This is a genomic window from Sphingomonas donggukensis, assembly GCF_023674425.1.
Lineage (GTDB): Bacteria > Pseudomonadota > Alphaproteobacteria > Sphingomonadales > Sphingomonadaceae > Sphingomonas > Sphingomonas donggukensis.
Genome location: NZ_CP098401.1, coordinates 1102754 through 1115145, shown reverse-complemented (window position 1 = coordinate 1115145; position 12392 = coordinate 1102754). Strand labels below are relative to the sequence as shown.

Here is a 12392-nt window from a genome sequence, read left to right as displayed (position 1 = left end):
CCGAGGGGTGGACGATGGCAACACTTCAGCGACCTGCCAGCTGGCTGGAACTCGGCGCGGACCTGTCGATGGCGCGCGAACATGCGGGCATGAGCGTGGGTTCGGTGGCCGAGCGCACCAAGATCGGGCGTCACCAGATCGAGGCGATCGAGCGCGGCGACCTCGATATGCTGGCGGCACCGCTCTACGCGGTCAGCTTCGCGCGCAAGTTCGCAGCGGCAGTCGGAAAGACCGATGGCGGCGTGCGCGAACGCGTGATGCGCGGCTACAGCGACCTGCGCCGCTAAGGCCCTTACCGCAGCCGCTTCACCCAGACGCGGCCACCGTCGCGCTTTTCGGTCTGGAAGATCGGCACCGCCTCGATCAGGTCGGACAGGCGCTTGAACCCATAGTTGCGCGCATCGAAGCTCGAGCGGTTGGCGGCGAGCTGACCCATCGCCGACAGGCTGACGAAGCCGCGTTCGTCGCGCTTCACGCTGTCATAGCTGTCGATCAGCAGCTTCATCAGGTCGGGATCGACGATCTTGGCGGCGGGCGCCGGGGCGGGCGGCGGCGTGCGCGGGCGACCGGAAGCGGGGGGCAGCGATTCGGCGAGCGGTACGTCGACCGCTGCCGGCACGGCTTCCGCCTTGGTCGCGGGGGGGGCGCTGGCCGCGGTGCCCAGCGCGCCGGTATCGATGAAGCGGGTGCAGGCCTGTTTGAAGGGGTCGGGCGTCTTCGACGTGCCGAAGCCGTACACCGGAATCCCTTCCTGCCGGATGCGCATTGCCAGCGGCATGAAGTCGCTGTCCGAAGACATGATCCCGAACCCCTCGACGCGCCCGCGGTACAGCAGGTCCATCGCGTCGATCGTCATCTTCATGTCGGTCGCGTTCTTGCCCTTGGTCAGGTCGAACTGCTGCTGCGGCTCGATGCCGTGCTTCAGCGACATGTCCTGCCAGCCCTTCAGCGCCGATTTCGTCCAGTTGCCATAGACGCGGCGGATGTTGACGGTGCCGAGCTCTGCCAGCACGGTCAAGACGGGATCGAGCGTTGCCGAGGACGCGTTGTCGGCGTCGATCAACAGGGCGATGTTGCGGCTGGGGGTATCGTCGTTCACGCCCGCGACCCTAGCCGCGATCACCGGTCAGGGATAGGCGATCGCGACGACCTCATATTCGCGTTCGCCCGCGGGCAGCGCGACGCGGCGCAGGTCGCCGATCGCGGCACCGCGCAGGGCGCGGGCGAAGGGCGCGTTCCAGCCGATCCGTCCGGCGCCGGCGTCCGCCTCGTCGTCGCCGACCAGCGTCAGGACGCGCTCGTTGTCATTCTCGTCGGCGACGGTGACGGTCGCGCCGAACCAGGCGCGTGTGCGGTCGGCCTGGGCGGCGGGATCGACGACCTTGGCCGCCTTCATCCGCTTCGACAGCCATCCCAGCCGCCGGTCGATCTCGCGCAGCCGCTTGCGCCCGTAGATATAGTCGCCGTTCTCCGACCGGTCGCCGTTGCCCGCCGCCCAGGCGATCGTATCGACCAGCTTTGGGCGCTCCACACCGAACAGCGCCTCATATTCGGTGCGTAGCGCGGCGTATCCGGCGGGCGTGATGTAATTGGGGCGGTCCATGCCGCGCCCTATCAGCCCGGCGTGCGCTTGCCGAGGTACCAGCTCATGTTCGCCGGCCCGCGTGAGCGCGCCCTTTCCGGGTTCATCAGGTCATAGACCACGGCATTCTCCAGCACGCGCTGGACGTAGTTCTTGGTCTCGAAGATCGGGATGTTCTCGACCCAATCGACCATGTCGACGCCGGGCATGCGCGGATCGCCGTTGGCGCGCAGCCATTTGTTCACGTTGCCGGGCCCGGCGTTGTAGGCGGCGACCGCGAGCGGATAGCTGCCGTAGAGCGCGTACATCTTCTCGAAATAATGCGAGCCGAGCTGGATGTTGTAGCCGGTGTCGACGGTCAGCGCGGACGGGTTGTAGCCTAGCCCCAGCTTTCCCGCGACTTCGCGCGCGGTGCCGGGCATCAGCTGCATCAGCCCGCGCGCGCCGGCGTGGCTGACGGCGGCGCGATCGAACTGGCTTTCCTGGCGGGCGATGGCGTGGACCATCGTCCAGCTGTCGTTCGCCGAGGCGGGCACGGCGACGCTGGGATAGCCGGCGGCGGTATAGTCGGTCAGGCCGTTCTGGAGCGCGCTCTTGCCGACCAGCACGCCGAGATCGGGTCGGTTGATCGATCGCGACAGCTCGGTCGCGAGCGCGTGGTCGGTGTCGGTGGTCGCGTCGAGCGCGATCTGGCGGACGAACTGACCCTGTTCCTGCCACCGCCCCATCTGGCCTAGCAGCCGCACGGCGCGGACGACTTCGCGGTTGGCAAACGCGGTACGCTGATAGGGGTCGATGGTGGCCGCGGTCAGGGCAGCGGGGCGCTTAAGGGGCAAGCGCATGCGCTCCGCGGCCAGCTGGCCATAGTAGAGATCGCCGAAGCCCGAAGCGCGCGAATAATAGGTCTGCGCCGCGGCGGAATCGCCCGCCGCCTCGGCCGCGCGGCCCGCCCAGTACAGACCCTTCGACTGCGTCGTCGGCGTGCGCGACCCACGCGAATAACGCTCGAACATCGGCACCGCATCGCGCGGTCGCCCGAGGTTCTTCAGTGCGGTCGTGCCCGCAAGCCACGTCAGGCTGGTATAGTCGTCGCGCTCACCCAGCGGACGCGTCGCGACGTCGGTGCCGGCGGGGTAGGCGTCGTCGACCTGCCGCGCGATGTCGTAGGCCAGGCTGTATTGCCGGTCGGCGGCGGCACCCCGTGCGGCGTTCAGCAGCGCCTCGAACCACTTCTCCGCCGACCCGGGCGGGGTCGCGACCTGGTGCGGGCGGGCGAGCAGCGCTCGGGCGGTGCCGCTGGCGCCGTTGTCGCGCAGCCAGTTGGCGCGGTCGGCGAGGTAGCCCGCATCATTCGAAGCAAGCGCCTCGACCATCGCCCCGCGCGCGGCGGCGTCGGGCGCCGACGTTCGATAGGCGAGCCGCGCATCGAAGATCGCGCGCCGCTGCGGGCTGGTATAGACGATGTGGCGGGCGGCTGCGGTCGTCGCGCCCTGCCACAGCAGCATGTCCATCCGTGCGTCGTGATCGTCGATCGCAAGGGCGCCGGCGAAGCGACCGAGGATCGCGGCCTCGTCGAACGGGCGCAGCACGCCCATCCGCCAGGCGCGGCGCGCCTGGTCATAGGCGCGGGTGCTGTCACCGGTCGCGGCCAGCGCCTCGGCATAGCGGACGCGGCCCGCGGCGGTCACCGGCGGGAATCGATCGAAGAAGCGGACCGCAAGCTGCGGCGACGCGCTGGCGTCGGCAGACGTCTCGGCAGCGGCGCGACGGCTTGTCTCGCCGGGCCAGCCGGGATGGGCGAGCAGGAAGTTGGCGTAGGTCGAAAAGCCGAGATTGTCGGACTGCTGGATGCGGCGCCATTCGTCGATGGTGTAGCTGAACGGATCGCTGACGATCGCGGACGGGATCGGCTGCACCGTCTGGACCGGCGCAGGCTGCATCGCGGGCGGCAGGATCGCGGTCGGGGTGCGGCCGGGCGTGAACTGGGGCAGCGACTGGCTGACCTGATCGGCGACAGCCGCGACCTTCGCCGCCAACGGCGGATGCGCCATCGCTGTCGCTACCGCCACCAAAGATACGCCGACGGCGATCGCGCCGCCCTCTACAACTCGCCCCAGCATGCTGGACATGATACGCTCTCTGGACCTATCCGCCACTCGTCAAATCGCTCCCACAAGGCTGCTCGTCGCATGTTTACCGGCTCGATCCCGGCGCTCGTCACGCCGTTCCGTAACGGCACCTTCGACGAGGATGCATACCGCACTCTAGTTGAATGGCAGATTGCCGAGGGCTCGTCTGCCCTTGTTCCGTGCGGCACCACGGGTGAAAGCGCGACCTTGACCTTCGACGAGCATTTCCACGTCGTTCGAACCTGCGTCGATCAGGCGCGAGGACGCGTGAAGGTGATCGCCGGGGCGGGATCGAACGATACGCAGGTCGCGATCCAGAACATCCGGGCGGCAAAGGATGCGGGCGCCGATGCCGCGCTGATGGTGCCGCCGTATTACAATCGCCCGAACCAGGACGGCATCTTTGCCCATTTCGAATCCGTCGCCGCCGCCTGTGACCTGCCGATCGTCCTGTACAATGTGCCCGGTCGCACTGTGACCGACATCCAGCCGGCGACGGTGGTGCGCCTGGCCAACGCCATTTCCACGGTCGTCGCGATCAAGGATGCCAGCGGCGACCTGCCCCGCGTATCCGCGCACCGTGAAGGGGCAGGGGCGGACTTCGCCCAGCTGTCCGGCAACGACGACATGGCGCTGGCCTTCAACGCGATGGGTGGGGTGGGATGCATCTCGGTGACCGCGAACGTCGCGCCGCGGTTGTGCGCGGAGTTTCAGGCGGCGACGCTTAGCGGCGACTATGCGGCGGCGCTGGCGCTCAACGACCGGCTCTATCCGCTTCACACCGCGATGTTTACCGATGCGTCGCCGGGGCCGGTAAAGTACGCGCTAAATCGGGTGCGGCCCGAGATCGGAGCGGAGCTGCGCCTGCCGATGACGCCGCCGTCCGCCGCCGCGCGCGCCGCGGTCGATGCGGCGCTGGCCCACGCCGGGCTGGTCTAGGGCCGCTTCCCTTATCGCCCCCGGCCCCCTACATCGCCGGGCCATGTCGCGTCCCAAACCCATCCAGTTCGAAAAGACCAAGATCGTGGCCGAGAATCGGCGCGCGAAATTCGAATATTTCATCGAGCAGGTGTTCGAGGCCGGCATCGCGCTGACCGGAACCGAGGTGAAGAGCCTGCGCTTCGGCGAGGGGTCGATTGCCGAGGCCTATGCCGAGGTGAAGAACGAGCAGGTGTTCCTGGTCAACGCCAACATCCCCGAATTCAGCCACGGCAACCGGTTCAACCACGAGCCGAAGCGCCCGCGTAAATTGCTCCTTCATGAGCGTGAGATACACAAGATGCACGGGGCGGTAGCGCGCGAGGGGATGACCCTGGTTCCGCTGTCGGTGTATTTCAATTCGAAGGGGCGGGCGAAGGTCGAACTCGCGCTCGCCAAGGGCAAAAAGGCGCATGACAAGCGCGATACGATCAAGGAGCGCGACTGGAAGCGCGAACAGGGACGGTTGCTCCGCGACCGTGGCTGACGTGACCTTGTGGGGCCGCATGCGCGCCTGGGCGCAGCGCAATTTTCCGACGCGCGAAAGCATGGAGCAGAGCCGCATCCTGCGCCCTGTCGCGCACCGCGTGCTGGCGCCCGAATTGTGGCGCTTCACCCGGCGCAGCGTGCCGCGCGGCGTGGCGCTCGGCGTCGTCACCGGCATCCTGATTCCGATGGGTCAGATTCCGGCGTCGGCGGTGTTGGCGCTGCCCTTGCGCGCCAACATCCCCGCCGCCGCGCTGACGACATTCATCACCAATCCCTTCACCACGCCGTTCCTGTGGGCCGGCGCATATTGGGTGGGGCGCAAGGTCTTGCGGCTCGACACGATCGTGCCGGGATCGCCGATCCGCGACCAGGTCGACGCCAACATCGGCTGGCTGCAGTGGTTTTTCGCCGAGGCGGGACCGGCGCTGATCGTCGGGCTGCTCGTCGTGACGCTGATCGGCGCGATCGCGGGCTATGGCCTCAGCGTCTTCGGCTGGCGGATGTGGATTGCACGAAAGTGGCGTTCGCGACATGGGAAGGGCACCTGAGCGGCTGAAGATTTGACGCGCCTTTCACGGGGGTTAGAGTTCGCCGCAACTCGAACGGGCGGGGTTCCACCGCCCGACTTCCCAGGAAAGGCTCGTCCCAATGCGGTTCTCGCACCTCGTTACCCTGTTGTCCGCCGGCAGCGTGCTGGCCGGCGTCGCCGTCGCCCAGACGGCACCGAAACCCGCCGCCGCACCAGCGAAGGCGAAGGGCCCGGCGATCGGCACCTACGGGTTCGACACCGCGGGGATGGACACGACGGCGAAGCCCGGCGCCGATTTCTACGATTATGCCAACGGCAATTGGGACAAGACGACTACCATTCCGGAGGATCGCGCGTCCTACGGCATGTTCCACCGCCTGCAGGATCTGTCGCTGGAGCAGACCCGCGCGATCCTGACCGATGCGGCGCGCACGCCGGGCAGCAAGATCGGCGATTTCTACACGAGTTTCATGGACGAGGCGGGCATCGCCGCGAAGGGCATCGCCCCGGTCAAGCCGTGGCTGGCCGCGATCGCCGCCGCGCCCGACAAGACCGCGCTGATCCGCGAGGCCGGCAAGCTCCAGACGATGGCGGCGGGCGGCATGATCGGCGCAGGCGTCGCGCAGGACAGCAAGGCGCCCGAAAATTACATCGTCCTGATCGGCCAGTCGGGCCTCTCGCTGCCCGACCGCGACTATTATCTGAAGGACGATGCGAAGCTGGCGGGCATCCGCACCGCCTACGTTGCCTACCTCACCCAGCTACTGACGCTGGCGGGCGAGCCGAATGCCGCGGCGCGTGCCAATGCGGTGTTCGAGCTGGAGAAGGGCCTCGCGACGTCGCATTGGACACGTATCCAGAGCCGCGACGCCGACAAGACCTACAACAAATGGACCTACGCCGATCTCGAAGCGAAGGCGCCGGGCTATCCGTGGGCGACGTGGTTCGAGGCGATGGGGATGCCCAAGCAGCCGGCGTATATCGTCCGCCAGCCCGAGGCGGTTATCGGTGAGGCCAAGACCTTCGCTGACGCACCGCTGCCGGTCCTCAAGGATTACTACACGCTGAGGGTGCTGAAGACGTACGCGTCGTATCTCCCCAAGGCGTTCGACGACGCCGATTTCGCCTTCACCGGCACCGTGCTGTCCGGCACTCCTCAGCAGCAGGTCCGCTGGAAGCGGGCGGTGTCGCTGGTCGGTGCGGGCATCGGCGAGGAGGTCGGCAAAGTCTATGTCGCGCGCTATTTCCCGCCGGCATCGAAAGCGGCGATCGATGCGCTGGTCACCAACGTCCGTGCGGCGATGGGCGACCGGCTCCGCAATCTCGAGTGGATGGCGCCCGAGACGAAGGAGAAGGCGCTGGCGAAGCTCGCTGCGTTCACGCCGAAGATCGGCTACCCGACCAAGTGGCGCGATTACTCGACGCTGGCGATCAAGCGCGACGATCTAGTCGGCAACGTCGCCCGCGCCAGCCAGTTCGAATTCCGCCGCGGCGTCGCAAAACTCGGCCAGCCGATCGACCGGTCGGAATGGTTCATGACTCCGATGACGATCAACGCCTATGCCAACCCGCCGATGAACGAGATCGTGTTCCCCGCCGCGATCCTGCAGGCGCCGTTCTTCGATCCGAAGGCCGATGCCGCGATCAACTACGGCGGGATCGGCGCGGTGATCGGCCATGAACTGAGTCATCATTTCGACGACCAGGGCCGCAAGTTCGACCCCAGCGGGAAGCTCGCCGAATGGTGGACGCCGCAGGACGTGGAGCGGTTCAAGACTTTCACCGACAAGCTGGTCGCGCAGTACGACGCCTATGAGCCGCTGCCCGGCCAGCATGTGCAGGGCGGCCTGACGCTGGGCGAAAACATCGCCGACCTCGCCGGGCTGACCGTCGCGTACGAGGCTTACAGGAAGTCGCTGAACGGCAAGCCTGCCCCGGTCATCGGCGGGCTGACCGGCGACCAGCGCTTCTACCTCGGCTGGGCGCAGGTGTGGCGGACCAAGTATCGCGAGCCGGCGCTGCGCCAGCAGTTGCTGAGCGATCCGCATTCGCCGGGGCAGGAGCGCGTCGCGACGGTGCGCAACCTCGACCCGTTCTACTCGGCGTTCGCGCCCAAGCCCGGCGAGGCGATGTACCTTGCCCCCGCCGACCGTATCCGTATCTGGTAAGGACGTGACCGACATGCGTTTCCGCAGCATCGCGCTAGTTTCCGCCGCCGTCGTCGCGCTTGCCGCGACCGGCATTTCCGCCCAGTCCGGGGCGCCCGGCAAGCCGCAATACGGCAGCTTCGGCTTCGACGAGACCGGCATGGACAAGACCGCCCAGCCGGGCGACGACTTCAACGACTTCGCTAACGGCAGTTGGCTGGAACGCACGCCGATTCCCGCCGACAAGGCGAGTTACGGCATGTTCAACGTCCTGTCCGACCAGTCCGAGCTGCAGACGCGCGGACTGATCGAGGCCGAGCGGGCAAAGCCGAATTCGAAGATCGGCATGGCCTATGCCGCCTATCTCGACACCGTCACGATCGAGGCGAAGGGCCTGGCCCCGGTCAAGCCGTGGCTGACGAAGGTGAAGGCGGTCGACAAGGCCGGCTACGCAACCCTGCTGGCCGAAGCCGACCGCAACGGCGTGTCGGTGCCGTTCGGTGCGGGCGTGGGCGCGGACGCCAAGGATCCGAACACCTACACCGTCAGTGTCAGCCAGGGTGGGCTCGGCATGCCCGATCGCGACTATTACCTGAGCGCCGATCCGAAGCTCGCGGCGGTGAAGGCCGCGTACCAGACGCACATCGCGCGGATGTTCACGCTGGCGGGCGAACCGAATGCCGCCGCGCGCGCAAAGGCGATCGTCGATTTCGAGACCGAGATCGCCAAGGTCCACTGGACGCGCATCCAGAGCCGCGACGCCGACAAGCGGTACAACAAGATGACGGTCGCCGACCTGGCGCGATCGGCGCCGGGCTTCGACTTCGCCACCTATCTGACCGCCGCGAAGATGCCGAGCGAGACGGTGATCGTCGGCCAGCCGAGCGCGGTCACCGGCATCGCTCGCCTGATCGGCGCGGCGCCGATCGGCGTGTTGCGCGACCAACTGCTGATCCGGTCGCTCGACGGCTATGCATCGGTGCTGCCCAAGTCGTTCGACGCCGAGCGCTTCGCATTCTTCGGCACCACCATCTCCGGCACGCCGCAGCAGCAGGAGCGGTGGAAGCGCGCGGTCGGCTTCACGCAGGGTGCGCTCACCGACGATCTCGGCCAGCTCTACGTCGCCAAATATTTCCCGCCCGAGACGAAGGCGGCGGCGGATGCGCTGGTGAAGAACGTCATCCTGGCGATGAAGGCGCGCGTCGCCAAGCTCGACTGGATGACGCCCGAAACGCGGACGAAGGCCGTCGCCAAGCTCGATGCCTTCACGCCGCGGATCGGCTATCCGGACAAGTGGCGCGATTATTCGGCGCTGACGATCCGCGCCGGCGACGCCTTCGGCAATGAGGTACGCGCCGCGCAGTGGCGGCACGACTATAACGTCGGGAAGCTCGGCAAGCCGGTCTATCGCTGGGAATGGGGCATGACCCCGATGACCGTGAACGCGCAGGCGAACCCGACGCTGGTCGCGATCACTTTCCCCGCGGCGATCCTGCAGCCGCCGTTCTTCGACCCGAAGGCCGATCCCGCGGTCAACTACGGCGGCATCGGCGCGGTCATCGGCCACGAGATCAGCCATCATTTCGACGACCAGGGTTCGAAATACGACATCACCGGCAAGCTGACCCAGTGGTGGACGCCCGCCGACGTCGCCGCGTTCAAGCAGCGCACCGACGCGCTGGTGGCGCAGTATGACGCCTATGAGCCGATCCCCGGATTCCACGTGAAGGGCGGGCTGACGCTCGGCGAGAACACCGCCGATCTGGCGGGCCTGAGTGCCGCCTACGACGCCTATAGGATGTCGCTGAACGGGCGCCCCGCGCCGGTCATCGACGGCTTCACCGGCGACCAGCGGTTCTACCTCGGCTGGGCGCAGGTGTGGCGGCGCAATTATCGCGAAGCGGCGTTGCGCAACCAATTGCTGACCGATCCGCATTCCCCGTCGCAGCAGCGGGTCTGGGTCGTCCGCAACCTCGATCCCTGGTACGCGGCCTTTGCGCCCAAGGCCGGGCAGACGCTGTACCTGGCCGACGATCGCCGCGTCCGCATCTGGTAAGGCGCCGGACACTTGACGCTGGGGAGGGGGCGGCACAAAGCCGGTGGTGATGGCCGCTCTCGCCCTTTCTGACGTTGCCACGCGGGGGTCTGTCGCCCGCTTGATCCTTGCCCTGTCGGCGGCCTGCGCGGTCGCCGCGGGGGGGCTGATCCTGTGGGCGGTCGGCGACTGGATACTGGCCGCCGGGTTCGGGGCGGCGGCGGTGATCGTCATCGGCGCCGTCGTCGCGGTGCGGCTGTTGCTGCCCGCGGCACAGGTGGCGGCCACCGAGCCCGACTGGACCGTCGCGCACGCCATCGCCAGCGCGTCGCCCGACGCCATCGCGCTGACCGATCGCGCGGGGCGACTGGTCTGCGCCAACGATCGCTACCAGGCGATCTTCCGCGGCTATCCGACCCCGCCCAATTTGGGGCTGGACGATGTTCAGGGCGACCGGCTGGGCGCCGCCGGGCGTCAGGCGTGGCGCGATGGCGACGCCCGAACCGACATCGACGTGCGCGGCAACGCCGTCGAGGCGACGATCACCCGCGTCGGCGACGACATGCTGCTGTGGAAGTTCGAGACCACCGACGCCAGCGATCTGGTCGCCACCACCACGGCGCTGATCGCCGGGCCGGACGGCGACCGGCTTGGGAGCGCGGGGATCATGGCCGCGCTGCTCTCCCCCGACGGGCGCATCCGCGCCGCCAACCGCGTGTTCCGCGCCCGCGCGATGGGGCAGGAGGACGGCGCGATCGAGGGTCGCGACTTCGCGCGCTTCCTCGTCACCGATAGCGCCGGCCTGGTCCATTTCGAGCGCGAGGGGCTGTCGGGCACGTCGCTCCGCGTGTTGCAGGTACCGTTCCTCGATGGGGACGACGCGCCGATCCTGGTCGCGCTGCTCGACGAGGAGCCGGCGATGGCGTTGCCCGCGATCGGATCGAGCGCGGCGAGCCATGTCCGATCGCTGATCGCGTTGCTGCCGGTGCCGCTGGCGCTCATCGATCGCGACGGGCGGTTCGTGCACATGAACGACGCCTTCACCCGCGCCGCCGGCGTCGATGCCGCCGCGCCGCCCCTGTACCCGGGCGACCTGGTGGTGCGCGAGGACAAGGGCGCGCTGGCCGATTCGGTGCGGCGCTTCGGTGCCGGCGCGGGGCATGCGACGCAGCTGCCGGTGCGCTTCGCCGAGCGGCCCGAGGAACCGGTGCAGGTCAGCCTTACCGGCGCACGTGGCCTCGGCGACGCGGCGGTGCTGATGAGCCTAAAGGATTCGAGCGAGGAGGGTAAGCTGAAGCGGCAGGTCGCGCAGGCGACGAAGATGCAGGCGGTGGGCCAGCTCGCCGGCGGCGTCGCGCATGACTTTAACAACATCCTGACCGCGATCATCGGCCACTGCGACCTGATGCTGATGCGCCATACGCCCGGCGACAGCGACTATGACGACATCCACCAGATCCGCACCAATTCGAACCGCGCGGCGGGGCTGACCCGCCAGCTCCTCGCCTTCTCGCGCCAGCAGACGCTGCGCCCGCAGGTGCTGCAGCTGCCGGACGTGATTTCGGAAGTGTCGAACCTGCTCAAGCGGCTGCTGGGGGAGACGGTGCATCTGGTCGTCCAGCATGGGCGCGGGCTGGGGCCGGTGCGTGCCGATCCTGGCCAGCTGGAGCAGGTCGTCGTCAACCTGGCCGTCAACGCGCGCGACGCGATGCTGGCGGTCAGCCCCAACGGCGGCGGCACGGTGACGATCGAGACGAGCGCGGTGACGGCGCGCGCAGTGCGCAAGATGGAGGAGGATGTCCTTCCCGTCGGCGACTATACCGCGCTCAGGATTTCGGACACCGGCACCGGCATCCCCGCCGACGTGCTGCCCAAGATCTTCGAGCCGTTCTTCACCACCAAGGAAGTGGGGAAGGGCACCGGCCTCGGCCTGTCGACGGTGTACGGCATCATCAAGCAGTCGGGCGGCTATATCTTTGCCGAAAACCTGCCCGGATCGGGTGCGGCGTTCACCATCTACCTGCCGGTGCATGCCGCCAGCGCGGGTGCGCCGGCTCCGGCGACGCCGGCGGCTGCGGCGCCGAAGGTGAAGGCCGGCGAAACCTGGGGCACCGGCACGATCCTGCTGGTCGAAGACGAGGACATGGTCCGCGCCGTCGCCGAACGCGCGCTGGTGCGACAGGGCTATACGGTGCTGACCGCCGAAAATGGCGAGGCGGCGCTCGAGTTGCTGCGCGGTCAGGCGGCGCCCGACCTGCTGATCTCCGATGTCGTCATGCCGCTTATGGACGGGCCGACTATGGTGCGCCACGTCCGCAAGCAGTTTCCCAATCTGCCGATCCTGTTCATGTCGGGCTATGCCGAGGAGCAATTGCGCCGCTCGATCGACATCGACAATGTCGCGTTCCTGCCGAAACCCTTTTCGGTGCAGCAACTTGCGGAGGCCGCGCGCGACGTTCTCGCGGCGAAATGATTTGGCGAACGCGCGATTGATCGCCTAAGA

The 12392-nt window shown here is 67.9% G+C and carries 10 protein-coding genes; 7 read left to right on the top strand and 3 right to left on the bottom strand.

The genetic code is table 11. The features are described from left to right. Window positions 1–14 precede the first annotated feature (14 nt). Window positions 15–287 (top strand): helix-turn-helix domain-containing protein, encoded by a 273-nt coding sequence (locus M9980_RS05415; protein WP_250754244.1) that lies wholly within the window; start codon window positions 15–17, stop codon window positions 285–287. Between the two features lie 5 nt (window positions 288–292). Here M9980_RS05415 and M9980_RS05410 read toward each other — a convergent pair whose 3' ends face one another. The 3 genes from M9980_RS05410 to M9980_RS05400 are packed head-to-tail and all read right to left on the bottom strand — an operon-like array spanning window position 293 to window position 3702. Next, a complete protein-coding gene (locus M9980_RS05410; RefSeq protein WP_250754242.1) occupies window positions 293–1099 on the bottom strand; it encodes an NYN domain-containing protein in 807 nt (268 codons plus the stop codon). A 27-nt stretch (window positions 1100–1126) separates the two neighbouring features. Continuing rightward, window positions 1127–1603, bottom strand: coding sequence for a GreA/GreB family elongation factor (locus M9980_RS05405; protein ID WP_250754240.1), 477 nt, complete (start codon window positions 1601–1603; stop codon window positions 1127–1129). Between the two features lie 11 nt (window positions 1604–1614). Continuing rightward, a complete protein-coding gene (locus M9980_RS05400) occupies window positions 1615–3702 on the bottom strand; it encodes a lytic transglycosylase domain-containing protein (RefSeq protein WP_422921408.1) in 2088 nt (695 codons plus the stop codon). Window positions 3703–3771: 69 nt separating this feature from the next. Here M9980_RS05400 and dapA point away from each other — a divergent pair, with 69 nt between their 5' ends. The 6 genes from dapA (at window position 3772) to M9980_RS05370 (ending at window position 12362) form a co-directional block, all read left to right on the top strand. Continuing rightward, on the top strand, window positions 3772–4650 hold the full coding sequence (gene dapA / locus M9980_RS05395; protein ID WP_250754235.1) for a 4-hydroxy-tetrahydrodipicolinate synthase: 879 nt from the start codon (window positions 3772–3774) through the stop codon (window positions 4648–4650). 43 nt (window positions 4651–4693) lie between these two features. Continuing rightward, window positions 4694–5176, top strand: a complete 483-nt coding sequence (smpB, locus tag M9980_RS05390) for an SsrA-binding protein SmpB (RefSeq protein ID WP_250754233.1) — start codon at window positions 4694–4696, stop codon at window positions 5174–5176. 19 nt (window positions 5177–5195) lie between these two features. Next, window positions 5196–5726 carry a DUF2062 domain-containing protein gene (locus M9980_RS05385; RefSeq protein ID WP_250755076.1) on the top strand — a complete coding sequence of 177 codons (531 nt, stop codon included), beginning with the start codon at window positions 5196–5198 and terminating at the stop codon, window positions 5724–5726. Between the two features lie 100 nt (window positions 5727–5826). Next, window positions 5827–7875, top strand: a complete 2049-nt coding sequence (locus tag M9980_RS05380) for a M13 family metallopeptidase (RefSeq protein ID WP_250754231.1) — start codon at window positions 5827–5829, stop codon at window positions 7873–7875. 13 nt (window positions 7876–7888) lie between these two features. Beyond that, a complete protein-coding gene (locus M9980_RS05375; protein WP_250755075.1) occupies window positions 7889–9910 on the top strand; it encodes a M13 family metallopeptidase in 2022 nt (673 codons plus the stop codon). A gap of 49 nt (window positions 9911–9959) precedes the next feature. Next, window positions 9960–12362, top strand: coding sequence for a hybrid sensor histidine kinase/response regulator (locus M9980_RS05370; protein ID WP_250754229.1), 2403 nt, complete (start codon window positions 9960–9962; stop codon window positions 12360–12362). Window positions 12363–12392 lie beyond the last annotated feature (30 nt).

Excerpts from the sequence above, each read along its gene's own strand:
- M9980_RS05415 (WP_250754244.1), top strand. The coding sequence starts at position 15 with ATGGCAACACTTCAGCGACCTGCCAGCTGGCTGGAACTCGGCGCGGAC.
- M9980_RS05405 (WP_250754240.1), bottom strand. The coding sequence starts at position 1,603 with ATGGACCGCCCCAATTACATCACGCCCGCCGGATACGCCGCGCTACGC.
- M9980_RS05400 (WP_422921408.1), bottom strand. The coding sequence starts at position 3,702 with ATGCTGGGGCGAGTTGTAGAGGGCGGCGCGATCGCCGTCGGCGTATCT.
- dapA (WP_250754235.1), top strand. The coding sequence starts at position 3,772 with ATGTTTACCGGCTCGATCCCGGCGCTCGTCACGCCGTTCCGTAACGGC.
- smpB (WP_250754233.1), top strand. The coding sequence starts at position 4,694 with ATGTCGCGTCCCAAACCCATCCAGTTCGAAAAGACCAAGATCGTGGCC.
- M9980_RS05385 (WP_250755076.1), top strand. The coding sequence starts at position 5,196 with ATGCGCGCCTGGGCGCAGCGCAATTTTCCGACGCGCGAAAGCATGGAG.
- M9980_RS05380 (WP_250754231.1), top strand. The coding sequence starts at position 5,827 with ATGCGGTTCTCGCACCTCGTTACCCTGTTGTCCGCCGGCAGCGTGCTG.
- M9980_RS05375 (WP_250755075.1), top strand. The coding sequence starts at position 7,889 with ATGCGTTTCCGCAGCATCGCGCTAGTTTCCGCCGCCGTCGTCGCGCTT.
- M9980_RS05370 (WP_250754229.1), top strand. The coding sequence starts at position 9,960 with ATGGCCGCTCTCGCCCTTTCTGACGTTGCCACGCGGGGGTCTGTCGCC.